Origin of the sequence: Ruegeria sp. HKCCA0370 (assembly GCF_013033705.1) — a bacterium.
GTDB lineage: Bacteria > Pseudomonadota > Alphaproteobacteria > Rhodobacterales > Rhodobacteraceae > Ruegeria.
In genome coordinates this window covers 245,904-270,255 of the sequence record NZ_WQEP01000004.1, presented here as the reverse complement: position 1 = coordinate 270,255, position 24,352 = coordinate 245,904, and the positions used below count along the sequence as shown (strand labels likewise).

Annotated in this window: 22 protein-coding genes; 4 read left to right on the top strand and 18 right to left on the bottom strand. The window is 59.0% G+C overall.

Going from position 1 to position 24,352, the window contains the following annotated elements:
* Positions 1 to 2 precede the first annotated feature (2 nt).
* Positions 3 to 782: a pentapeptide repeat-containing protein gene (locus tag GOW31_RS11475; protein WP_171170149.1), complete on the top strand. Its 780-nt coding sequence runs from the start codon at positions 3 to 5 to the stop codon at positions 780 to 782.
* A 5-nt stretch (positions 783 to 787) separates the two neighbouring features.
* Here the strand turns inward: GOW31_RS11475 and GOW31_RS11470 are convergent, their stop codons facing one another.
* Entirely contained in the window at positions 788 to 1,819 is a 1,032-nt protein-coding gene (locus tag GOW31_RS11470) for a quinoprotein relay system zinc metallohydrolase 2 (RefSeq protein ID WP_171170147.1), read from the bottom strand.
* A 122-nt stretch (positions 1,820 to 1,941) separates the two neighbouring features.
* Here GOW31_RS11470 and GOW31_RS11465 point away from each other — a divergent pair, with 122 nt between their 5' ends.
* Positions 1,942 to 2,754, top strand: a complete 813-nt coding sequence (locus tag GOW31_RS11465) for a quinoprotein dehydrogenase-associated SoxYZ-like carrier (RefSeq protein WP_171170145.1) — start codon at positions 1,942 to 1,944, stop codon at positions 2,752 to 2,754.
* A 15-nt stretch (positions 2,755 to 2,769) separates the two neighbouring features.
* Here the strand turns inward: GOW31_RS11465 and GOW31_RS11460 are convergent, their stop codons facing one another.
* The 17 genes from GOW31_RS11460 to GOW31_RS11380 all read right to left on the bottom strand — a co-directional run bounded on the left by GOW31_RS11460 (position 2,770) and on the right by GOW31_RS11380 (position 20,182).
* A complete protein-coding gene (locus GOW31_RS11460; RefSeq protein WP_171170302.1) occupies positions 2,770 to 3,123 on the bottom strand; it encodes a hypothetical protein in 354 nt (117 codons plus the stop codon).
* Positions 3,124 to 3,155: 32 nt separating this feature from the next.
* Positions 3,156 to 3,830: a hypothetical protein gene (locus tag GOW31_RS11455; protein WP_171170142.1), complete on the bottom strand. Its 675-nt coding sequence runs from the start codon at positions 3,828 to 3,830 to the stop codon at positions 3,156 to 3,158.
* A 45-nt stretch (positions 3,831 to 3,875) separates the two neighbouring features.
* Positions 3,876 to 6,131, bottom strand: a complete 2,256-nt coding sequence (locus tag GOW31_RS11450; protein ID WP_171170140.1) for a PAS-domain containing protein — start codon at positions 6,129 to 6,131, stop codon at positions 3,876 to 3,878.
* 2 nt (positions 6,132 to 6,133) lie between these two features.
* Entirely contained in the window at positions 6,134 to 7,291 is a 1,158-nt protein-coding gene (locus GOW31_RS11445) for an FIST N-terminal domain-containing protein (RefSeq protein WP_171170137.1), read from the bottom strand.
* An 8-nt stretch (positions 7,292 to 7,299) separates the two neighbouring features.
* Positions 7,300 to 8,019 carry a response regulator transcription factor gene (locus GOW31_RS11440; protein ID WP_171118293.1) on the bottom strand — a complete coding sequence of 240 codons (720 nt, stop codon included), beginning with the start codon at positions 8,017 to 8,019 and terminating at the stop codon, positions 7,300 to 7,302.
* A 101-nt stretch (positions 8,020 to 8,120) separates the two neighbouring features.
* Complete coding sequence (locus GOW31_RS11435; protein WP_171170135.1) at positions 8,121 to 9,311, bottom strand: BatD family protein; 1,191 nt, start codon at positions 9,309 to 9,311, stop codon at positions 8,121 to 8,123.
* Entirely contained in the window at positions 9,308 to 9,982 is a 675-nt protein-coding gene (locus GOW31_RS11430; RefSeq protein WP_171170133.1) for a tetratricopeptide repeat protein, read from the bottom strand. The genes GOW31_RS11435 and GOW31_RS11430 overlap by 4 nt, the downstream gene beginning before the upstream one ends.
* Positions 9,979 to 10,878, bottom strand: a complete 900-nt coding sequence (locus GOW31_RS11425) for a VWA domain-containing protein (RefSeq protein ID WP_171170132.1) — start codon at positions 10,876 to 10,878, stop codon at positions 9,979 to 9,981. Before GOW31_RS11425 ends, GOW31_RS11430 begins: the two co-directional genes overlap by 4 nt.
* Positions 10,878 to 11,837 (bottom strand): VWA domain-containing protein, encoded by a 960-nt coding sequence (locus GOW31_RS11420; RefSeq protein ID WP_171170131.1) that lies wholly within the window; start codon positions 11,835 to 11,837, stop codon positions 10,878 to 10,880. The genes GOW31_RS11425 and GOW31_RS11420 overlap by 1 nt, the downstream gene beginning before the upstream one ends.
* Positions 11,830 to 12,201: a hypothetical protein gene (locus GOW31_RS11415; protein ID WP_171118282.1), complete on the bottom strand. Its 372-nt coding sequence runs from the start codon at positions 12,199 to 12,201 to the stop codon at positions 11,830 to 11,832. The genes GOW31_RS11420 and GOW31_RS11415 overlap by 8 nt, the downstream gene beginning before the upstream one ends.
* Positions 12,198 to 13,103: a DUF58 domain-containing protein gene (locus tag GOW31_RS11410; RefSeq protein WP_371813749.1), complete on the bottom strand. Its 906-nt coding sequence runs from the start codon at positions 13,101 to 13,103 to the stop codon at positions 12,198 to 12,200. The genes GOW31_RS11415 and GOW31_RS11410 overlap by 4 nt, the downstream gene beginning before the upstream one ends.
* A complete protein-coding gene (locus GOW31_RS11405; RefSeq protein WP_171170130.1) occupies positions 13,100 to 14,056 on the bottom strand; it encodes a MoxR family ATPase in 957 nt (318 codons plus the stop codon). The genes GOW31_RS11410 and GOW31_RS11405 overlap by 4 nt, the downstream gene beginning before the upstream one ends.
* Before the next feature lie 84 nt (positions 14,057 to 14,140).
* Positions 14,141 to 15,067, bottom strand: a complete 927-nt coding sequence (locus GOW31_RS11400; RefSeq protein WP_171170129.1) for a hypothetical protein — start codon at positions 15,065 to 15,067, stop codon at positions 14,141 to 14,143.
* A 455-nt stretch (positions 15,068 to 15,522) separates the two neighbouring features.
* Entirely contained in the window at positions 15,523 to 16,530 is a 1,008-nt protein-coding gene (locus GOW31_RS11395) for a glutamate cyclase domain-containing protein (RefSeq protein ID WP_171170128.1), read from the bottom strand.
* The gene (locus GOW31_RS11390) at positions 16,527 to 17,786 is read right to left on the bottom strand and encodes an aminotransferase class I/II-fold pyridoxal phosphate-dependent enzyme (protein ID WP_171170127.1); all 1,260 of its coding nucleotides are present in this window, start codon (positions 17,784 to 17,786) and stop codon (positions 16,527 to 16,529) included. Before GOW31_RS11390 ends, GOW31_RS11395 begins: the two co-directional genes overlap by 4 nt.
* Positions 17,787 to 17,788: 2 nt before the next feature.
* The gene (locus GOW31_RS11385) at positions 17,789 to 19,264 is read right to left on the bottom strand and encodes an aldehyde dehydrogenase family protein (protein ID WP_171170126.1); all 1,476 of its coding nucleotides are present in this window, start codon (positions 19,262 to 19,264) and stop codon (positions 17,789 to 17,791) included.
* A gap of 3 nt (positions 19,265 to 19,267) precedes the next feature.
* Positions 19,268 to 20,182, bottom strand: coding sequence for an NAD(P)-dependent oxidoreductase (locus tag GOW31_RS11380; protein ID WP_217356668.1), 915 nt, complete (start codon positions 20,180 to 20,182; stop codon positions 19,268 to 19,270).
* A 135-nt stretch (positions 20,183 to 20,317) separates the two neighbouring features.
* Here GOW31_RS11380 and GOW31_RS11375 point away from each other — a divergent pair, with 135 nt between their 5' ends.
* Positions 20,318 to 21,814: a trimethylamine methyltransferase family protein gene (locus tag GOW31_RS11375; RefSeq protein ID WP_171170125.1), complete on the top strand. Its 1,497-nt coding sequence runs from the start codon at positions 20,318 to 20,320 to the stop codon at positions 21,812 to 21,814.
* A gap of 4 nt (positions 21,815 to 21,818) precedes the next feature.
* A complete protein-coding gene (locus tag GOW31_RS11370) occupies positions 21,819 to 24,245 on the top strand; it encodes an FAD-dependent oxidoreductase (RefSeq protein WP_171170124.1) in 2,427 nt (808 codons plus the stop codon).
* Positions 24,246 to 24,352 lie beyond the last annotated feature (107 nt).

The following is a 24,352-nucleotide window of genomic DNA, read 5'->3' as shown; positions in this document are numbered from 1 at the left end:
ACATGAAACACGTATTGATCATCTTTCTGACGCTGTCGCCCCTCTCGGCCCTGGGCCAGTCCCCACTCAGCGGCGTTGACATGACCCTGCCCAAAATGACCCAAGCGCAAATGACCCGCGCCGATGTCGTGGCCCGACTTGCGGCTGCCACGGCCGACGCCCCTGCCGATTTCACCAGGGTTTGGCTGAACAATCTCGACTTGTCCGGGTTGGATTTCAGCAACGCGATCCTGCGAGCGACATCATTGAACGGCACCAATTTGTCGGGATCCACTCTGGACGGCGCGATTCTCAGCCAATCCTGGATGATCGGTGCCAACCTTTCAGGCGCATCTCTTGTCGGGGCCGAGCTGTTCCAGACTCAGCTCAGCCGGGCCGATCTGAGCGATACGGATTTCACAAACGCCAGAACAGCCGCCGACTTTACCAAGGCCAATCTGAACCGGGCAGTATTCAAAGGGGCGGATTTTTCGGCCGACATGCGCAACCAATCCATGGGGCTTATGCGCGGCGTTCTGTCCTCGGCTCGTGGATCGGACGTGGATTTCACTGATGCGCAAATGTCCCGCGCCGATCTGGAATTTGCCAAATTGCCCAACGCCAATTTCACCAATGCCGATTTGTCGATGGCAACATTGGGCGGGGCGGACCTGACAGGGGCCACTTTGTCCGGTGCCGATTTTACGAATGCCGATTTGACGGCAACGCGGCTGACTGATGTTCAGGGCGCAGATCAGGCCAATCTGAACGAAGCGAAAAACCTGGATCGGGCCATTCGCTGACCGGGCTATTCCCATTCAAGTTCGGTGAATGCGACCGTTGCATTGCGCGGGTTGTAGGCGTCAAACAAGTCCCAGTGCACCGCTTCTTCCTGAGCGATCGTTTCAACCGCATCCCCCAACCGCTGACCACTGTCGATTGCTTCGCGCGTGTCGCTTTCCAGTACGTTCAAATAGCGCATCATATCCTCGGCCCCTTCAGGCCACGCCAGGATCGGCCCACCATGGCCCGGCACGATTTGGGTGACCTCAAGCCCGGTCATCTGTTTCAAGACGCGTTGCCAGCCGATCAGTTGACCATCCAATGCCGGGGTGTGCCGGTGAAATACAAGATCGCCGGTGAACATGACGCCGGTGTTTGCATCCATGACGGTCAAGTCATTCCCGGTATGTGCCCGCGGCCAGGCCCGCAGGATCAGTTTGCGCCCACCCAGATCAATCTCGTGCGTGGTTTCGACGGCGATGTCGACGGAAATCGGCCCGACGCCCACATAGGCGCTTTCGCCGATCGCGGCGCTCAGGCTTTCGACATAGTTGCCCAACCGGTCCAGCAACGCTCGCTCCAGCCCCACATGGCCGACAACCTGCGCACCTGAAAGGGCCAAAGGCTCTGTGCCCAATGTGTGATCGGGATGCATGTGAGTCAAAATTACGTGACTGACCGGCTTGTCCGTCTCGGCCCGAATGGCCCGCCAGACAGCCTCGCCTATCCATGGTGCTGTTCCCGTATCAATCACCGCGACACTGTCCTGACCGATGACGAACCCGATGTTGGACACGTCGCCCAGATTGTCCGCGTCGGGTTCCGCTATCAAACCGCGATGCACGAACAGACCCGGCGCAGCTTCTTCAAATTCCAGAGCCTGGCCAATGGGTTGACAATAGGGCGCACCGCTGCGCCAATCTGACAGCGGCGGAGGAGTTGATTTCAGCTTCTGCTCGCATTCAGCCTGGGATCGGGCTTCGTAACCCGGCAAAAGTTGTTCTCTGCAAGGCTCTGTCGCAACCTGCGCGCATAGCAAAATTACGGCTTCAAACATGGCAGCCCTCCGACCGGAACATTGGCATAGATCTCTGCCCGAACCACCGCGCCTTTCGTCGGCATGTATTTTCCCCGCATTTTGTGGCACATTCTCGGCCACCGGTTGCCGGAGGAGACACCATGGCCAAAGCACTAGCACCCGCAGCAATCCTTTCTCTTGCGCTGTCCCTGCCGGCATGGGCACAGCAGCCGATCAAAAATCCGCTGGTCGACAGCGAAACCTGGAAGGACCTGCAATACGATGTCGTGGGCGACGCCCAGATCGGGAACGCGGACACGCTGCTTGCGCTGGACGCCCCTTACCGGGCGCATGATGCCGCAACGGTGCCGATCGTTTTGAAACAGCTTGATCCCGATGCCCGGATTTCCGCTGCTACCGTCGTGATCGACGAAAACCCGGCCCCGATCGCAGGCGTCTTCAGCTTTTCACCGGCCATGGGTCAGTTGGATTTCGAGATGCGCGTTCGCGTGAACCAATATTCGAATGTCCGCGTGATCGCTGAAACGCCTGACGGGCTTCATATGACGGGCCGGTTTATCAAAGCATCGGGCGGCTGTTCGGCACCGGCCAGCAAAGACCCAGAGGTCGCATTGGCGTCCATGGGCAAGATGAAGCTGCGCAGCTTTGGGGAAGAGGCGCAGATTTCAACATCACGCCGAGAAGCTCAAATCATGATCCGCCACCCGAACTATTCCGGCCTGCAACGCGACCAGGTCACGCAACTGTTCATCCCCGCGCATTTCATCGACCATATCGAAGTCTGGCAGGGGGATGAGTTGCTGTTCACGATGGATGGCGGCATCTCGATCTCGGAAAACCCGGCTTTCCGTTTTGCCTACAATGACAACGGCTCGACCATGTTGACGGTCAAGGCAACGGATACCGAGGGCAACACGTTCGAAAAAGACCTACCCAAAGCTGCGGCCAGCTGACGGACGAGCCTGCGTTTATCGGAAACAGACAACCTCGGCTTCTGCCTGCGCCCGGCGCAGGTCAGCCACCATGTTTTCGGCCAGTACCGCGCTTTTGAAAAACGCCATACGCTCTCCCCCGACCCGACGCATCGACAGAACAGTTTCCGCCTGTTCATATTGCTCATACGGCAGGATCGAAGCGATCAAATCGATCGAGCAGGAACACCTGTCCAGCATCTCGCGGGTTTGACCGTTGGTGACCATGCATGCAAACACGTAATCCGCGCGCGCCGCGGTCGGGTAGTCATTGAGCCGATCCGCAACGCTTTGTGCTGACGCTGCAATGGGCGCTGCCAGAATGCCCGCGACCAGGGCTGTAAAGGTCATGCGGCTGCGTTCCCGAATTTGGCCTGACGTTTTCATTCGCGACCCTCCTGCATTCCTTCAAACCGCATTTCCGATCGATAAACGGCCGTGCCGTCACGTTCGGAAACAGCTTCCGCCACAAGGCTCAGATACCAGCCCGGGACCTCTTCCGACACCGTGACGCGAAGAACCAGGTCTCCGAACCCTTGCATCCGGTCGCGGTTCGGATCCTCGGCGAAAGGACGCATGAAAATGGTCCGAACGGGGATAGTTTTGCCACCAATCGCCGCCTCGCCCTCGACGATCTCGGCAGGTTGAACCAGCGCATCTTTGATACGGTTTCTGATGTAAAACGGGCTGCCTCCGGCGGACTCGGCCATATCCCGGATGGCGCTTTCATAGAAAACCATGATCATCGGATTGCCGACGCTGGCCGGAAAAACACCCATGGCGCGGTGTTTGTCATCTTGGCGAAATTCAAGATGGGCCATCTCGTTCCCGTCATCCGAAAAACTGAGAGAGATAAGACCGGTATCACGTTCCGCCGCATCGGGTCTTATCCGGTTTGTGACGGTACGCTGATAGATCAATTCCTTGTCACGTTCGATTGTGTCCAGAACGCCATTTTGGAACAGCAAATCATAGGCTTGCTCGGCATCAACCGATGCCGCGGATACGGCATTCAAACTCAGAAACAAAACGGCGATGCCGCAAATAAGCCTTCTCATGACCTGGCCCTCCCAAGGATGAGAGTATGGGCAAATCGCCCCATGTCATCGCCGACTTTTGTCGGTGTTGAGCGTTTGCGCGTGCAGGGCATTCTGTATTTTCCAAAAGATCAAAGACCGCAGCCGAGGCAGCTTGACCGGTTTCGCCATAACCGAAATTTCATGCCGCAATCCGTCTTTGCGCAACGCTTCGCTGCGATCAGCCGTGATCAGAATCGCCGGAACTTGAGTCTGCGTCATCTCTCGGATCCGGTGAATGGCCATCACGCCAGTTTCCCCATCATCCAATTGATAGTCGGCCAGAATGATATCCGGGGGCATTCCTATGTCTTTTATGAATTGCAGCGCTTCTTTCGGTGACCGGGCCGGCAGAACACTGGCGCCGTTCTGTTCCAGCCACTGCGTTGTTCCAAAAAGAACGTCACGGTCGTTTTCAATCACCAGAATGATGAAATCCAACGGCACGTCGCCCGTATTGGCCAGAAGATCCAAGGGTTCGATGGTGCTTGGCCCGGTTTCGACCCTGTCCATTTCTATGCTGAACACTGAACCAATGCCAGGTTTGGACCGCAGCGACAGCTTATGACCCAACAGCCGGCAGGCGCGGTCCACGACGGACAAACCCAGCCCCATGCCGGACCCCAATGGCACGTTTTCGGCCCGCGTGAATTCCTCGAACACGCGCTCCTGGTCTTTGCGTGCGATCCCGATACCCGTATCCCAGACCTGCAAAATGACCTTGTCGCCGCGCCTGCGGCACCCCACCAGAACCCGACCACCCGGTTCGGTATACTGTATGGCATTCACGACCAAATTCTGGATCGAGCGCAACAGATAGACCGGGTCGGATTTCACGATTTCCGAACACGGAACCACATCAAGCGTCACATTCTTGCTCTCGGCCACCAGCGTTTGGTCGCCCTGTATCCCTGCAATCATCGTAGCGAGGCTAACTTCTGTCGGTGAGACCGTGTCCGGGTCAGCGGTTTCAAGCCGCGATATATCCAGCAATGAGTGCAACAGTTGTTCAGCAGATCCAAACGCACCGTCCAAACGCTCCATCATCTCATGAAGCTCGGTTTCACGCGTGATCTCCAGCAGGGTCGAGATCATGAGTTTCGCGGCATTGATCGGTTGAAGCAGGTCGTGGCTGGCGGCCGCAAGAAATCGCGTCTTGGAAGAAACCGCAGCTTCGGCGCGTTCCTTTGCGATCCGCAGCGCCTCTTCCACCCGCGCTTTTTCTTCGTATTCCTGAACCAGCTTGGCGTTGGCATGGGTCAACTCTGCCGTGCGTTCCATTACCCGGTTTTCCAGGGTTTCGGTCGCGCGTGCTTCGAACGTTACGTCTTTCAGCTCGACCAGAAAACCACCATCCGGCAGTTGGTTGACCTGAATGTCCAATACGCGGTCTGATCCGTCGCGCACACGTTTGCGCAACCAGCCTCGGCTTTTCAGCTCGTGTTGCCATTTGCCGATCCTGAGTTCATCATCGGCCTTGATCAACCCACGCGCCCGCATCAAATCCAAAAGCGTTTGCACTGGCATATTTGCCTGCAAGACGGAAAGCGGCAGGTTCAGTATTTCCCGGAACCGCGCATTGTGCATCATGATCTTCGTATCTGATGAAAACGTGCAAACGCCTGAGCTCATGTTTTGGAAAACCGCCTTAAGGTAGTCCTCCTGACGGTCAATAAGGGTTTCTTTCTCATCACGGTTTCTGCGAACAACGGATGTGATATCGGTCAACAGAATGACCACATTCTGAGGCGACGTGTATTGTGCGCTGAGTTGATACCAACGATCCCCAATCAGTTCGATCACGTCGCTGGACACCATCCCGGTATGGCAATTGCGCTCAAGCGTATCCAGCATTTTCGATATGCCATTGTCGGACGATACGAATTCGGGACTGTTCTGTACCAACAGAAAAAACCGACCCAGGCTGAGGCCGGGCCCGACAATATCGGACATATCAGGGAAGATCGCCTGAAACAGCTCGTTACACAGATTCAATTCACCATCCGTGAACAGCGCAAACCCTTCTTCCATGGAAGACAGGGCCTTGACGAGGCTCTTGCGGGTTTGTTCGCGTTCGTACCTGGCGCTTTCAAGTTCGGTGGTCGCGCGTTCCAGATCGCGACTCTGCTTCATCACCTGCTGCTGCAACTCTATCGCCGATTGAAACGCCAGAAAGGCGGACGGGCCTACATCTTTCTGACGGTTGGCGCGCCGCATCAGCGCATCAATGATCTTGGCCTGTTTGGATATCTGGATCTCTGGCGGGTCGTCCGGATTAAGCATGGTCAGCTCAGTTCCCGCTTTTCGGGTTCAAAGAAAGCGACCCCTACAAAGGTCTGGTTCATGTGTACGCCGGATTGCTGTTCTCCGTAGGTGTTGAAGCCAACCACCCGGTGGGATTGCAAAACATCCGAAACCTGTTTGCTCAACTGCTTCTGTTCGATTTCGAGTTTCCGCAGAATACAGTCGAATCCAAGAATGAAATCCGGGGCCGCGCCGGTGTTGTCGCGCACATTCAGTCCAGCTTCGAGCGTTTCAATGATCTCCTTCCCGCGCCCCAGTGTCATGATAAGGCCGTCATCGATCGCCGCTAGAAAAGACAGGGATCCCCCCTCCATCGGTTCACGAATGGCACGCACATAGTAATTGAGGTTCTGCCTGAGAAGCAGCGGGTTTTCCGCGAATACCAGTGGCGAAAGATCTTCGGCCGCGCACCCGACCAGTCGTGCATATTCCTTCGCTGCCGGCGCCCCGTTGATCTCATACACCACGCGTTCTTCCGGGTTGGCGTCGGTGATGATGATCTCTGACCCGATGGGCAGGAAATGATCAAAACCGATACCCTGAAAACCAAGGTTGGTTTCAATCAGCAACAGGACGGCAGCATTGTTGTGCGCACTGCCACCGTGAAAAACGAACGTCTCTTCATATTGAAGGCCATCCCCGGCAGAGCCGCCGAATATCGGCAATCCATCCAGAACGGTTTCCAGCGTTGAAACCAGCAAGTCTTCCTGCTTGGACAATCCATCCGTAAACACCAGCGCCAGCCTGTTCCACCCCGCCGTGTGGCGGAATCTTTCGGCCAGTCGCTGCGCTGCGGCAGCGATCTCCATTGAATTGAGCGGCCTGAGCGACTCGAACAAAATGGACGAACACCGAAAGTTGGACTTTGGAAAGGCCAACAGCAAAAGCGCATGCGATTCATAACCCGATCGCGTGATTTGACCTGCGGTGGTGCAGCCAAAGACTGGAACACCCGCAAGTCTTCTGTTCAGGCAACGTGACACCTCTGCCGGGTCAAGAGTGCTGGGGACAAAGGCCAGGACAAAGCAGGACGACAGACTATCGATTTCCGCGCAGGCTTCTTCAACGGCGGTCGTCGGGTCCAAATCATCGGAACGGCCAATCGCAATGAAATTTGGTTCATGCTCCAGATCCCGCATGTGTCCCCCTAGTGTTGAAGAAAGGATTTGACCTCCGGTTCGTGTCGCGACTGTCTGGCGACAACCGAGTCGACCAGAACAGCGGCCTGGGTCCGGTTGCGCACCCCAAGGCGGCGCAGCAAAGCGGTGATATGCGCCTTGACCGTCGCCTCTGCCAATGACAGCTCATAGGCAATCTGTTTGTTGGATTGGCCCACGCAGATAAGCTTGAGAATTTTGACCTGCTGCGGCGTCAAGGATGAAAGCTCGGGGCTGGACTGGTAGACGGTGCTTTCGGATGGCTTCAGCTCTTCGACGCGGTTGTATTCGGTGGGCACGTATCTCCGCCCAGAGGTGATCTCCTGAATGGCGTGTTTCAGGGTTTGCGCCGGCGTATCTTTCGGCAGAAATCCCATCGCACCGTGGTCCAGCAAAGATCTTACCAGCTCTCCGGATGCCAGGGACGATATCACCAGAACCGGCGCATTCGGACAGCGCTGCCGTAGCTGCTGAAAACCCGAGATACCCGTTACGTCAGGCAATTTCAGATCGAACATGATCAGATCGGGCTTGAAGCCTGCGCCAAGTATTTCAAGTGTCTGCTTCAGCGTGTTGGCTTTTTCAATTCGGCAGTTCTCGAAACTCAGCTGCAATGCCGCGGCCAACGCATCGCTGAACAGCGGATGATCATCCACGATAAGCACGCTGGACACCTGGTCCACCGGTTTAGGGCATCCCGCAATGTGCATTGCTTCTCCTCCGACAGGAAAGTTACAGCATTTCCCGATCAGTTCAACTGTTTCATTTTGAGACATGCGAAAGATACCATAGATAACAAATGCTTGATGACTCAGCCGGTTTGGTTCCTGAGGAAGACCCTGGCAAACGCCTTCAAATCGGGCGCCGCAGCATTGGGATCAAAAAACTGCCTGTCAAAGTCTTGCATGTGTTTGAGTCGACTGGATGAAGGGCCGTCACGGCGCAGGATGGCAGAAGCCGCTTGCCGCAGCCTGTCTGCGCGACCAGCCCTGGCACTGCGTCGCAATTCCCGGGCCAACGGGTCAAAAACCCCAAAGCGACGCAGTGCCCTTGAAACGGCCAGTTTGTGACCGGACAGCCCCAACCCCAAACCGGCCAGAAAAACGACAATGGCGATTGCGGCCATTGGCCAACCCAACAGCGTTGCTGGTGGCGCATCTGCCTCTGCGCCGCCAAGGCCTGCGTTTTCGATGGCCGTGCCATAGGCAATGCGTTGTGGTGAGATGACGACCTCTCGGGTTTCGCGGGCCACGGTATCAAAGTAACTGAATTGCAAGGGTTCAACGATGCCGGACGTGTCGTTCGAGGGGCGTATGGTCCAGCGCCAGAACGCATGGGTGACCGGCCCTTCCGGGGTCAGTTCGACAAGCCGCTTCTCAGGATGCGCGAAGATCAGGGCCGAAGGCGAGGTCAACTCGGGCATGGGCGGGATCATCTCGGGCGTCGCGCCCAGGGCTTCCAATCGAATGACGCGCAAGACCCCCTCACCCGGCGCAAGTTGATCCGGCGCATTCGACCACTGATCCGAAATCTGCAATTTGCGAACCGGAAACCACCACTCCTTGGTGGCCGGGGCTTGCGCCACCTGAATGGTCAGCGGCTCTGATTGAATCTCGTGTTCGAACCAGTCGTCATTTTCGTCTGTCAGGGTCAACCTGTGCACAAACGGACCAATTGTAAGCTTGCCTGCCTGGACAGGATAGATCGCCATCCGTCGGGTGAACACTTTGTATTTCCGGCCATTGATCCTTTGTTCCGACCAGCTGTCCGGGCCCAGTTGCGCCCAGCTGAACCCATCCAAGCGGGGTTGGATCAGCTCTTCGCGCGTGATGTGCCGACGATAGACACCCCGGATCGTCAACAGCACCATCTCTTGGGTGAACGGAACCGGGGCATTGTCTTCGATGGTAACTTCGATCAACGCCTCGGACGGCAGCACTGTTTTCGACTGCGCCAAAACCTGCATCGGAAATGCAATAAGAAGCAGAAACAGCCACTTCATTCCGGGTTCTCCGCTTCTGGAGGCGAAAGACCAAGCTTTGCCCGGCGTTTGTGTTCGTGTGCGATCCGGGCCGCCATGAACTCACCCGGAACATCGGAAAGCTGATTGAGCCAGCGCAGATCGGCAACCATGAACTTGTCATCAAAGATGCGGCGCACGCCCAGTTGCCCGCGACTGTCCAATTCCGCCAGTCCCAGCATCGTGTTCGCGTTCGTGACCTCACTGCCGGTTCCCGCCGCCCGCGCATTCCCGCGCGCGACAAAACTGTCGGCCTTGGGGCCGGATTTGCGTTCGGGGAAAAGGCTCAACGCCTCTGGGGTGATCTGCTGCCCTGCGTAATAGGCGGCCAGCACATCGAAATTCGCCTGAGCATCCAGGTTTCCCCTGGCCATGGCCTGATCATAGGCTTCCAGCGCGGCGGCCAATTGGCCGGTCCGGGCGTAAGCATTGCCGAGGTTGTAATGGTTCCCGGCGCGCTCGAAAGCACTGGCCGCTTTGTCAAAAACGCCCGCGCGGTAGAAGGCAACACCTTGCCAGTCAGGGTCGGAAAACAGCTTTGCAGCCATTGGATACAGACCGATTGCCAATGCGACGCGGCCAAAGGGGGCAGCGCCGCCCAGCGCAAAGGCAAAGGCAATGCAAGTGACACCTGCAATCGCGAACCACCTCATGCCCCTTCCCTCCAGAACAAAAACAGCAGGGGGAGCAACGCGAAATACAGCAAGTACCGCCCCAGATCATGCCAGAACAGCACCGGATAGTCCGCCCGTATCAAGCGGGTTGCGGCATCATCTGCCAGCCAATTGGCCAGATCATCTGACTGGTCCAAAGTGAAGACAGCGCCACCGCCGAGCGCGGCGTGGGTTTGGATTTGCGCAGTCGTGGGGTGAAGCGACACCAAGGACACGCGCACCCCTCGTGCGGCAAGCAATGCGACCCGCTGCAATGAGGGTGATCCCAGCCCGTCCCCGTCAGTGAACAGGACGACGTCCCCGGCCAGGATGCCCGCCCCTTCCATCCGCTGCAACGCCAAAGCCAGCGCGCGTTCGGGTCGCGATCCCTTGTCCGGAACGGTCTGACCATCGATGAGCGACAGCGTTTGTCCCAATTGGCGGTGATCGGTGGTCATATCCGTGGCGACATAGGCATCACCCGCGTAAACGATGATGCCGCCGGGGCGGGACCCAAGCGCACTGACACCCAAACGCCCCATGCTCAGCAGTTGCGGCCAGCGGTCGTCTTCCACCACGCTGTCTGATGCATCCACAACGAACAATACGCCATCCAGATTGCGATAGGTCTGCGCGTCGCGCCGTTCGATTGCAGGGCCGGTCAAGGCAGTTGCGATGATGCCGGTGGTCAGCAGCAAGGCGGCTGGTTTAACCGGGAAGGAGCCGCCTTCGATCCGGCCGATCGCGGCCATCGCCTGGACAAGCTGCGGGTCGGTGATCTTGTCCCAGGCTCCGAACCCTCCGGCACGGGAAAGCAACCACCACCCTGCCCCGCAGATGACAGGCAACAAAAGCCCCCAGGCCGGTCTGAGCAGAGTGACATCCAGTTCAATCATCACGCTTGCCTCCACGCCGCCAACAGGGCAAGCGCGGCCGCCATTGCTGCGGGCCAGGTCCAAAATGATCGGTAGACCTCGGCCGTAAGGCCCGCGCTGTCCGTCGCTTCCAGCCGATCCAAGGCTTGAGTCACGTCGACAAGATCATCGGTGGTTTTGACGCGAAACGCTTCGCCGCCGGAAATTTCGGCAATGGCGCGCAGGGTTGTCGCATCGACGACGCCGCGCTCACCAGGTTCGGCGCTTTGCAGGTCTTTCGGGCCCAGAGCAATCGTATGGACCCGCACCCCGATCTCGGCCGCCAGTTCGGCCACGCCACCGGGATTCGTGGCGCCCGCGTTGTTCACCCCATCCGACAACAGAATGACGACCCGCGACGCCGCCTGGCTGTTGGCCAGGCGCTTCAAAGCAAGGCCCAGACCATCGGATATGTTTGTCGCACGGCCCGAGATACCGATCGTGGCCTCTTGGATCCGTCGCGCGACAGCCTCTGTATCGAAAGTGAAAGGCGTGGCGAAATAGGCTTCGGATCCGAAAACAATCAAGGCCACCCGGTCGCCGGCGCGGCGTCGGGCGAACTCGGATCCAACGCGGGTCACCGCCTGCAAACGGGTGATCTGGTGCCCATCGAGATAAAAGTCCTCCCGCACCATCGATCCCGAAAGATCCAGAACAATCGCAAGGTCCCGTCCGGACACTTTCAAGGCGCTGACGGGTTGCAGTTGGCGCGGACCGGACAGTGCAAAAATCATGAGCCCCCAAATGATCCACAAAGTCAGGAGGTCCGCCAAAGTCCGGGTCCTGGCCTGAGCCTGTGGGCTGGCCGCCATAAGCATTCCGCCTATGCGGTCCGGAACTGGGAACCCCCGCTCGAAAACCGGCCGCGGCTTGACCAAACGTGTGATGACAAGAGGCAATGGCAGCGCCAGCAAGATCCAAGGGTCAGCAAGCTCAAACACGACCCGCGACCTCCTCTTGCAGGGTCGCCAGATCCGGTTCGCCGCCGGGTTGATAAAGATCACCCGTCAACTCTGCATAACGCTTCGGATTCTGAGCGCGCAGTTTGTGCAAAAGAGCCACCCTGCGGCGATCCACGGACCACCCCGGTTGTTCAGCAGATTTATCAGGTGGATCCGGCCGCCTGTTTGCCGCGGTCCTGACGCTCAGCAACCGCAAGATGGCGACACAGCCGACCGAGGCCAGCGCCGCGATACCAAGAACAGCCGCGTATTCCGCAACCGCCCCGCCTGCGGCCTCGGCGGGCAAATGGATATCCCGCAGGCTGGCCAGCATCGTGGCTTCAGAGAGTGCTTTCTCACTCATGCCACATATCTTGCCGCGAAAACCGACGAAATGCGACGAGAGGTTTGTTCGACCGGGTCACTGGCATTCAGGACAAGCGCGGGATGTGCTGCCACCCGCTGAAACGCAAGTTCACCGGCAGGCTCTGCCCGGGCCAGATAGACCCGCTTTTGCCGCCCATCTGAAAGGCGGATCGGATACCAGCCTCTTGGCATCTCATGCGCTTTGCTTTCGGTCACAAGAAGCAGTCTGGGGGTGCGGCGATGATCGAGCCGGTCCAGCACGTCCGAAAAGCCCTCTCCCTGCTGATCGAAGCCAGACGCGATGATAATCTCGGCTCCCGTCGGCGTCAGGCGCTCAACGCCGGCAAGTGCCTGTTCCAGCGTCCAGCTTTCATCCTCACCTTTTTGCAGCGCGGTCAGACTGCGCGCATGAGCCTGAACCAGGCCACCGATCACGTCCAGCATTCCGCGCGTTTTCCCTCTCAACGGTACGATGACGGGTGCGCCGGCGGTAAGCGCCAAAAGACCAACACGCCCGCCGCTTTCAACCATGAACCACCCGATCAGGGTCAAGGCTTCGGCGGCAGCGACTGACAGAAACGCCCGCTGGATGCCCCAGAACATCGGTGCACGAAAATCCGCAACCAACAGGGCGACGCGGTCCTGTTCCTCCTGAAACTGCCGGATATGCATACGCCCCGTGCGGGCGGTTGTTCCGCGATCCAAATGACGAATGTCATCCCCGTCCACATATTCGCGCACATCTGCAACCTCGACGCCCTGCCCGCGCTTTCGGGTCAGAAATCCTCCGGGCAGGGCCGTCATTGTCGGGTTGCCACGGTCGGTCAATGCGATATGCCGCAATGCAATCAAGGCCTCGGTCGTCAGGCGAACCCCCGCATGTGCCAGCACCCCCGTCACAGCGGCTCGACCGCATTCAGAATTTCGGCCACCAACTCGCGCGGCTTTTTCCCATCTGCAACGGCTCTCCAGGTCAGCACCATGCGGTGGGCCAGCGCATCGGGCGCAACAGCGGCGACATCTTCAGGCAGGGCGAAATCCCGGCCCCGCAGATAAGCGCGCGCGCGCGATGCCGAGGCCAGGGCCAATGACCCACGCGGCGAGACTGCGTGTTCAATATATTCGGAAAACGGACCTTCACGGGTCGCAAGCACAAGCCGTACGATATAGTCCCTCAATTCTGGCGCGACGTGAACCGACTGGGCTTCGGTACGGGCAATCTTCAGTTCCTCAAGCGTCATCCGCTGCGCGTCCGGAGGCCCATTCCGGGTTTCGGCGATGACCAGATCAAGGATCTCACGTTCCGTTTCCAGATCCGGCAATGTCAGTACGACATGCAGCAGAAACCTGTCCAACTGCGCCTCGGGCAAGGGAAAGGTTCCATCATGTTCAATGGGGTTCTGGGTCGCCACGACCAGAAAGGGATCCGGCAGGGCGTATGTTTCATTGCCAACCGTAACCTGATGTTCTGCCATGGCCTCCAGCAAGGCGGACTGCACCTTTGGCGGCGCGCGGTTGATCTCGTCAACCAGCACCAGCGTGTGAAACACCGGCCCCGGAACAAATTCAAAGCGGCCTTCCTGAGGCTGGTAAACTGGTGTTCCGGTCAGATCAGAGGGCATCAGGTCAGGTGTGCATTGAATACGGGCAAAGCCGCCCTCGACAGCGTTTGACAGCCATTTGACCGCCCGTGTCTTCGCCAGCCCGGGCGGACCTTCTACAAGAAGATGGCCACCTTCCAGCAGCGCGATCAAAAGAGAGTCCACCAGATGCGCGTGACCGATAAGCCCCTGCGACAGGTACGCGGACAATCCCGCAATGGCGCGTGGCGGATTTTCAGGCCTCGTATCCATATGTCCTCCCATAGCCTCTGAGGGCGCATTGCCTGCGCTCAGGCTACCCGGAGTCACCCACCCGACAAAACACGTCAGATGGTATTACCTGGGCACACGAACCGAATTGGTGCAGCCTTCATCAAAAAGGGCTGCAAATCTGGGATTGGCGAGGGTTTCGTCCGCCTGCGCCCATAGCCGATCATATTGGGCGTCAATGTATTCGATAAAGCCGGGGTCTATGGTTTGATCCACCGGGGATTGCGCGACAGCATGCATCATAAAGACGTCAAACGCACAAAGACCGCTTGGGTTCGAAGCCAGCAATGCGCGCATGAAGTCGTGCGAACTCCAAGGCAGGCGCTGCAAGTTTACCGGCGTTTCCTGCAATTTCGACAAGAACCCTGACGATTTGTCATATAACAGGATGTCCATGCCAAAGGTGAAGGACTGAAACAGCTCTTCCAGCAGGATCGATTTGTGAAAATCCCTTTCAAGCTTGCTGGGCCGATCATGCGCCGGTTGTTTCACCACAATATGGGTCCCCTGCCCCCGATGACCAAAAAAGGTCTGTGCCATCGCCGGTGATGTCACCACATAGTTTCGACCCGCAGGCAAACCAAGCTGGTGGAGTTCGCTGAGCCAGTCGATATCTGACGAAAGGTCCCGATTGGGAGGGTACCCGGAATACAATCGCAAAACCACGGTTCGACCGGTTCCACAATCGCGCGCAGATTGGCCAGCGTAGCGCATGGGTGTCGGGTGGCCGAAGCTGTGTTTCAGCAACGCCCGAAAGGAATTAAGAACGACAAGCGTTTGCGGATGCGGTTTTTCGCCGACCAGGCACAAGGCTGCACCGGCCTGATCGCGGCCATTGATGTGAACAGGGATCGCCATATCACGCCCCAGCATCGTGGACCGCAGCTCATACCCCCATCCTCTCTGTGCAAGTTCGATATAATCGCTCTTCTCTGCACAAAGCGCGCCTGCAAAAGCGACAATCGCCAATATTTGCAACAACAGATAGCGCATTCAGCCCCTCTCAATGTGACGCACATTCTATCTGGGATACGGGTCTCTCGCAAAATTCATTGAGACCCGCCTCGATGGGAATGGCGATCCTTTTAGCCCACCAGCTGAGCAACCTGCTGAACCGGAAAGAGCGACCTGGCGTGAATTGAAATTGCTGGTCATGTTGACCAGTTCCATTCCCGCAAGGACATATATTTTTGTACCGACAGACTTAGACCATAGCATTGGCTTTGCCAGACATTTGTTGAACCGATGGCCTTGCTCAACAATGCTATCAGGAAATTTCAACCTTACGTTTACAATTGGGACCGAAAGCCATCCGCACGTTAAACGCAGGCGCACCAACCGCCAAAACTTTGCAACAGAGCCCCCGTCACAGGGCAATTTTTCGCATGAGCGATGGGGTCGCGGATATTGCGAAGGAGTGTTTCGGTGATCACGGTTGGGTCTTTCTGCTATGACGGCGCTTTGCGGGTAATGGCCTCGGCCATTTCCACCAGCGCGATATGGGTGGTGTCCTTGATGCCGTCCACATGGGGGTCGATGATCCCATCGGCAGAATTGATCAGCCCGTTGGCGGTCATGACCTTCAACAGGCGGGCTTCCATCGCTGGGGTGTGGATCAGGCGGGCGTCGCCTGTGCGCATGGCCATGGCCGCGCAAATCGCTGTGCAGCCCCAATTCGAAACCGCAGCGGTCATCAGGATATCGGCGCCAGAGGTCGCGCCGATCCCGCCGCCGCATGCGCAATCGCCGGGGGCAGCAAAGGGAACGGCGATTTTCACGATATCGGCGACCAGCCCCATGCCGATCTCGTTGCCGCCATCACCCACAGCCAGCGTCGGGATACCTCGCGCCATGGCAGCATCGAACAGCATGTCGATGCGCGCCCGGCCTAAGCCGTAGTCGCGCCCACGCATGTTGTAATAAATGCCGTTTTCGTTGCGCCCCACGCGTTCGGTCGAGACCATGATATCGGGCTTGAGCTGATTCAGCATCTTGGCCGCCGCAACGGCGCCCTCGGCATCTGTCACCGGATACGGCAGCAAGGTTGCGCAGGCCATTGAGCCATCCGCACTGGCCTTGCGCGTCGTCTCAAGATCCACGATCGCGACGCCACAGGCCTGCAGGGTAGCAGCCATGGGCGGGATCAGCGTTTCCTCAATCACCAATACGCAGGTTGCTTTTCGGGCGAGCCAAAGCGCGCGAATGAGGGCCGCCGCCCCGGATGGGCCATCGTTTTCGCCCAAAGCCGGAGACAGCCACGCCCGCGACACGGATCCCGTGGTGACGATTGCCGTCCCGCTTTCGGGCATGGCAAGCAGCAAATCCGCCGCGGCGCCGCACAACGCTTGGCCCGCCAAGGCGCGCGAGGCGTCATAGAGCGGCTCGATCCCCCGGTTGCCGAGGTCGAGGTTCACCAGCCGGTCCAGCCTGTCATCATACTTTGCAAATTCGCTCATGACTCGTCTCCGAACAAAACCGCCGTGAACCACGCGTCATCGTCAAGCCTGTGCGACACTTCTTCTGTGGCCGAGTCCAGCGCCGACACCAAAGCGGCAACCCCACCCACAGCGGTCACAGCTCCGGCGGTCGGTTTCAGGCGCAGCGAAACCCTTCCGCCCGGCGCGCCATGGGTGTTCACGGTCAAAACGCCGTGCTCTTTCAGCAATAGCATACCGATGGCCGCTGTCGCCTCTGCCGGGACAATGTCAGTCTTGTCCCGTCCTGCCAGTGACAGCACCCGCGCTAACACGTCCTCTTCATCCAGCATCGGCCCCAAATCAGACCGCAGCACAACCTCTGCACCCCAGGCCCCGGCCATCGCTTCTGCAATGGACGCGCCGTCGCTTGCCTCGATCCGCAAATCTTCCGGGTCAAAGGCCTGCAGGCTGCGCATCGCGCCGGCCGCTATGGGTGCGCGTGCCTCCTGGCCCAGTTCCGACGCCTTGGCAAGCGTGGCCAGTACCGGCGCGGACGCCCCACAAAGGATGCCCGCACGCGGGCCGCACAGGCCCGCCTTATCCGCATTCGTGATGGCTATGTCCGCTCCCATGGAAAGGCTCAGCGCTCCACCATGCAGCACCGGGCGCAGACGCGCGCCATAAGCTTCGTCCAGGAACACGGTGGCGCCCGCGGCCCGCCCCTCAGCTATGGCGCGGCTCGTCTCGGCGTCCGGCAATCGCGCCAACGTGCTTGTGACAGTCGTGATCACCACCAATGCGGGCGCGTGCGTGGCTATCGCTGGCCCTAGGTCCGCCGATCCTTCGATTTCCACAAGCTCGACGCCCGCCAGCCGACATCCGCGCACAACCGATGCGTGGCTGCGGTCCTTATCGGGCACCACGGAGACCACGGGTCGCCCATCGCATAGCGCCAATATGGCCGCCACAATACCTGCACTTGTGCGGTTGGTGACAGCGACCGTATCCCCGCCCCCGAAATGCGCGATGGCAGCCTGGGTCAGTTCCGCTGAAAACAGGCCCGGTCCCACCCATTCTTCGCAATAGGTCGACAGATCATCCGGTTTCAGCGGAAAGTAACGCGGGTTACCTGTAAAAATCCCAATTCCGTCAGCCCCGCGCGTTTCCAAGACCTCTGCCGCAACCGCTTGCGCATGGCGCAGCCGGCGGATTTCGGCTGCGCTGGAGGACAAATATCGCCCCCGCGCATAGCTGACCGAAGCGTCAATCGTGTTCCCGAACCGGTCTGTTTCCATGCCTACAGCGCCACGGTCACGCACTTACGATAGGTATAGGCCTCAAGCGCGCCTTCGATAGAATATTCGCTGCCCATTCCGGATTGCTTGATCCCGCCGTAAGACATCCCGGGGATTTGCCCGCCACCCTGATTGACCTGCACCCAGCCGGCCTCCAGCGCGCGGGTCATGCGGATGACGGTGCTCATATCGTGGCTGAAAATGAACGCCGCCAGCCCGTAATGCGTGTCGTTGGCCTGCGCGATCATATCGGCCTCATCCTCCCACGGGATTGCGACCAGGACAGGGCCAAACACTTCTTCGCGGGCAATCCGCCAAGAATTGTCTAGCCCCGTCAGGATTGTGGGGATCGGATGAAACCCATTGTCTGTAGCCTTTGGCGTTTCGCCCGTCAGGAATGTGGCGCCTTGCTCTTCGGCCTCAGCGACATAGGCACAAATCTCAGAGTAGCGTTCTTCATTCACCACGGCCCCGATGTCGCTGTCTTCATCCAGCGCATCGCCGATTTTCATCGCAGCGGCTTTTTCTGCGACCAAAGGCATCAGGTCATCCCAGACAGATTTATGCACAAACAGGCGAGATCCGGCTGTGCAGCTTTGCCCCTGACGTGCAAATCGCATGGCGTTGACCACACCTTGCGCCGTGGCGTCGATACGCTCTGGTGCGCAAGCGTCGGGAAAGATGATGCAGGGGCTTTTGCCCCCCAGTTCAAGCGTTACATTGGCCACCCGATCCGCCACGGAATGAGCCACCAGTTTGCCCACTTCGGACGATCCGGTGAACGACACTTTCGCGATACCGGGATGATTGACCAGCGCCGCGCCGGCCTCTTCCCCAAGCCCGGTGACCACGTTGAAGACACCTGGTGGAAAGATGTCGGCAGCCAGCTCAACCAGCCTCAGAACGGCGAGTGGCGCATCTTCGGCAGGCTTCAGGACGATGCAATTGCCCGTGGCCAGCGCCATGGAAATCTTCACCGCGCCTAATTGCAAGGGCGAGTTCCATGGGATGATCGAGCCGACAACGCCCAATGGCTCGCGCGTGGAATACGACATCAGCCCGGGGCCAAAGGGCAGCGTTTCGCCCTTTTGCTCACCCGCAACACCGCCATAATACTTGAGCACTCCAGCCGCGCCCATCGCTTCGCCCCGTGATTGTGTGCGGACCGCATTGCCACTTTCGGCGGCCAGAACGCGGGCGACCTCTTCGGCATGTTTGGTCAGGCGGTTGCCCAGCTCGGTCAGCATTGCGCCGCGTTCTGCGGCAGGTCGCGCGGCCCAGTCCTGGCGCGCCCGCTCAGCGGCGGCAACGGCAAGGCTTATTTCTACTTTGGTCCCCCGGCCAATCTCGCAGATCGTTTCGCGCCGCGAGGGGTTTTCAACTGCCAGCATCTCTCCGCTTGCGGGCCAATGCCATTGCCCGTCTATGAAGGACCCGGCCAACCCGTCTGTGGGCAAGGTGTAATCCAGAATAGCCATATGTTATTCCTTCTGGTGCTCGGGCAACGCCCGAAGCGTGGTGTAAAAGGCCGAAAAGTCGCGGTCGCCGCGCGTTTTGGCAAATTTTGTAAAGGCTTTGGCCGCCTCGGCCCCGAAAGGCGTGGGCTGTCCGCTCGACTCTGCCGCCGCCTGAGCAAGTTGCAAATCCTTTGCCATCAGGCGCACTTCAAAGCCGGGGTCAAAGTTGTTGGACGATGGGGCGTCGGGAACCACACCGGGAATCGGGCACCGGTTTTCAAGCGTCCAGCTTTGCGCCGCGGCCCCCGCGCACAACGCATAGAATTTGTCGAGATCGAGGTCCAAGGCGTCGGCAAGCACAAATCCTTCCATCACCGCCATCGCGGTAATACCGCAGATCATGTTGTGACTGGCCTTCGCGGCCTGCCCCGTTCCGGGTCCACCGAAATGGGTAATTTTGGAGCCCATTGCCAGTAGGATTGGTTGCGCCCGTTCGACGTTCGCCGCGTCTCCGCCGACCATGAAGCTAAGTGTCCCGGCCTCGGCCCCAGCAGGGCCGCCGGAAACGGGCGCGTCTAGCATTGCCAACCCATGAGACATCGCCTCAAGGGCGAGCGCATGCGCCGTGTTCACATCAATGGTCGAACAATCGATCACCAGCGCGCCAGGTTTGGCAGCCGCTCGGATCAGTGTCTCATGAACGCGCGCGACGTGATCGGCTTCTGGCAGCATGGTGATAATGACCTCTGCCGCTGCGATGCTATCCGACGACGGCGCGATCGCACCGACAAACGCTTCACGCATTTCGGGGCTGATATCCATGCCCGTTACGTCATGGCCTGCGTCCCGCAGAACTTGCGCCATCGGACGGCCCATCGTGCCCAAGCCAATAAACGCAATCCTCGCCATGTTCACCCCGCCGAAGTCGTAGGACGTCAAATGCTGGTCCGTAGTATTGCGCAGGAAAAGCCGACGTTTGCATGAAAGATTCTGGTCTGAGTGCGCGAATTTTCGAATTGCCATTGCGTGAGTTTGCGCAATCCTTGCGTAGATTGTTCTTCTAAGGACCGCCCGATGGCCCGCAGAATCCGCTCAAAAACCGACCGTCGCGCGCCCCGCATCACTCCGCCTCCACAGGGTGGGCGGTTTGCGCCACTGGATGCTGCTGCGGTTGATCGGATCGTGCAGGCCGCGTTTGATATCCTTGCGCGGACCGGGATCGCAGAATGCCCCGATGCCATCGCAGCGCAATTCGTCAATGCCGGGGCAACCAGACGTTCGGATGGGCGGGTCTGCTTTTCGCAATCGATGGTGGAAACCGCCATTGCGCGGGCGGCGAGGCGCGTCAATCTACCAGGGTTTGTGGAGGATATGGGCCTTACCGTTGGCGGCGGCCGTGTGCATATCGGAACAGGCGGAGCGGCGACAGAGGTTCTGGACAGCGCCACCGGCGAGTTTCGCGGTGCCCAGCTGTACGATCTCTACGATCTTATGCAGTTGGTGGGACGATTGCCGAACATCCACTACGGTTTGCGCCCGGTGGTTGCACGGGACATGGACCAGCCCTTGCTGCTGGACCTCAACACCGGGTTTGCCTGTCTCAGGGCCTGCCCCAAACCCATCGGGATCAGCTTTGACAGCGCCGCGCATCTGGATCCGGCTATCGCCATGTTTGATATGTCCCTGGGCCACGAGGGCGCCTTTCGGGCGCAACCCTTCTGTTTCGGCGTGATCGTGCATGCGGTCTCGCCGCTGCGCTTTGCGCCCGAAGGGTTAGAGATTATGCAACGGGCCATGGCCCACAGAATGCCGCTGCAGATCTGCACCGCGGCACAGGCGGGGGCAACCAGCCCTGTCACTTTGGCGGGCGCGCTGGCGCAGGGTCTTGCGGAAACGCTGGCTGGGTTGATGGTCGTCGACGCCCTCGAGCCGGGGTATCCCTGCATCTTTGCGTTCATGCCATTCATTTCCGATTTGCGCACCGGTGCAATGACAGGTGGATCAGGCGAAGCTGCTGTCGCCGCCGCTGCCGCCACGCAACTGCTGTTGCATCTAGGCTTGCCGTCAACCGCTTCTGCGGGAATGACCGATGCCAAAACCCCCGATGCGCAGGCGGGGTATGAAAAAGGGTACACGGTGGCTCTTGCAGCGCAAGCCGGGGCAGACATGATCAACCTGTCTGTTGGCATGCTCGGGTCCATCATGGCCGCCTCGCGCGAGGCATTGGTGATCGACGATGACATGTGTGGCGCGATCCTACGGTCGGTTCGCGGGGTCGAGTTGACCGAAACCGCGATCGACCTCAGCCGAATCGAAGCCGTGGCGACCGGCGACGGCCACTACCTGGGCGAGGCGCAGACACTGGAACTCATGAAATCCGAATACACTTATCCGAGCCTCGGCAACCGGCAGAGCATTTCGGATTGGAAAGATGCCGGGTCGCGCACGATCTGGGATGTCGCTGTTGATCGCAGCGCCGAGATGTTGCGCGAGCCACCAACCCATTTGCCCAAGGACCGGGAGGCCGCGATACGCGCCGCTTTCGATATCCGATTGCCCGAAGGAAAATAGCCCCATGAAAGACACTGCCCGCGTTGTTGTGATTGGCGGGGGGGCCGTTGGCACCTCAATCCTGTATCATCTCGCTTTGGCCGGCGTAACTGATACGCTTCTACTTGAGCGCAACGAACTGACCTCCGGCTCGACCTGGCACGCAGCGGGCAACATCCCGACCTACGCGACTTCATGGCTGGGAATGCGGGCAGGAAACTACGGCTGGTCAACCTATAAACATCTGGCCGAAAAGGTGGACAGCGCGATCACCTATCGTCATACCTCGGCCTTCTGGCCTGCCCATACGCCGGAACGAATGGACCTGTTCCGCCATCTTTGCGGAATTTCGGAAAGCGCAGGCTTCGATCTGCAGATGCTGAGCCCGTCCGAGATGGACAAGATGCACCCGTTCTGGCATCCAGACGAATCCATTCTGGGCGGTATTCTGGACCCTTACGAAGGTGACATTGACCCCAGCCAGCTAACGCAAGCGCTGGCCAAGGGCGCGCGGGATCTGGGCGCGCAGGTGGAACGGTTTGCGCCCGTGAAAGCCATTGACCGCACGGCATCAGGGGAATGGCTGGTCACTTGTGCGAAAGGCACAGTGAAGGCAGAGATCGTCATCAACGCAGGTGGCTTCTACGGCCGCAAAATCTCCGAGATGGCAGGATTGCCTGCCCCGGTGGTCACGCTCGAGCACCAGTATCTTGTGACCGAACCGCTCAAAGCGTTGGAGGATCATGCCGATATTTTCCCACTCGTGCGTGACCCCGATATCCGCTTCTATCTGCGCCGCGAACGCAACGCTTTCCTTGTTGGTTCCTACGCCCATGATGGTCGCCCCGCGTGGGAGGAGGACGGCCCGCCGGATGACTTTGCGCACCAGCTTTTCCCTGACAGTGTTGAGGATATTCTGGATGTGCTGGAGGCGACGATGGTCCATGTGCCACTGCTTGGCGAAGCGGGCGCGCAGCGGTTTGTCAACGGCCCCATCGCCTATGCCCCCGATGCCCTGCCGCTGGTCGGCCCGGCGGCGGGTGCGCCGAATTTCTATCAAGCGACTGGCGTGCAGGTTGGCATCACCCATTCGGCCGCTATCGGCAAAGCGATGGCCGAATGGATCACCGAAGGCGAAACAGAATGGGACCTCAGTGCGTGGGATCCGCGCCGCTTTGGCGATTGGACCACGCAGGACTATGCCCATTCCCGTGCCTCACAACACTATGATCTGCAATATGCCATTCCATTTCCGCATCGGAACATGCAGCGTGGCCGCCCGGTGCTTTGTACCCCGCTTTTTGAACGCCTGAAGGATCAGGGCGCCGTCATGGGCCAGATCGCCGGGTGGGAGCGCGCCTTCTGGTTCGAAACCGATGCGATCAAGGACAATGGCGATGCCGACCTGTCCTTCCACCACGAACCCTGGCAGGAAGCTGTCACGCAAGAATGCAAAACCGTGGCAAGAAGCGTCGGCGTCATGGATCACGGCGGTTTCACCAAATACGATCTGCGCGGCCCCGGCGCTGAGGCGTTCCTATCCAGCGTCCTGTGCGGCGGTGTTCCGAAACCGGGACGCGTCCGGCTCAGCTATATGCTGACCCCCAAGGGGCACATCTGGTCAGAAGCCACCGTTGCGCGACTGGCGGGTGACAGGTTCCTTCTATGTGGCCCGACCCTGGCCGATCTGCGAGACTTCGACTGGCTGAACGCCCACCTACCAGCAGAGGGCGTCACACTAAGCCGCGGCTACAAACACGATGCCGCTTTGATGGTCATGGGCCCCAAATCGCGAGAGGTGCTTGCCCCGCTGACCGATGCAGACCTCTCTGCCGCTGCTGCCCCGTGGCTATCAGTGGCCGAGATCACGCTGGCCGGCTTTCCTGTCACCGCGATGCGCGTATCATACGTCGGTGAGCTGGGTTGGGAGTTGCATCTGGCCTCCGAGCACCTTGTGGCGGTCTACGACACGATCATGACGCGCGTGAACGAGGTTGGTGGCTGCCAGTTCGGCTCCTACGCGCTGAACGCGATGCGGATCGAAAAAGGTTATCACGGATGGGGTTCGGATTTCGGAACGGAATATACGCTTTACGATGCGGGTCTGGACCGGTTTGCCAATATGAATAAGGGGGAGTTCATCGGACGCGATGCGGTCGAGCGGCAGTCTGGCGAGGAGGCCAACTGGGAATGGATCGGGCTGGAAATCAGTGACGACAGCCCCGAACCGCTTGCCTCTGATCCGATCCTGAAGGATGGCGAATGGATCGGGTACGTGACCTCAGCCAGCCAAGGCTATCGCACCGGAACACATTGTGTTCTGGCTTATATCAAGCGCGGATCACTGGGTATGGGGGCCGATTGCACGGTGCGTGTGCTTGGCCAGCCCCGCAACGCTCGGCGGCATAATCCCCATGTCTATGACCCGGACAATCTGAAAATGAAGGCCTGAACGACTAAAGGCGTCTGTATGAATAGGCACCTTTTTCTTTTGTCTGAAACTCAATTGGGCCGATGCGATGAAATCGCTGATTTCCTACCGTGATGGCCGCGTTCTGG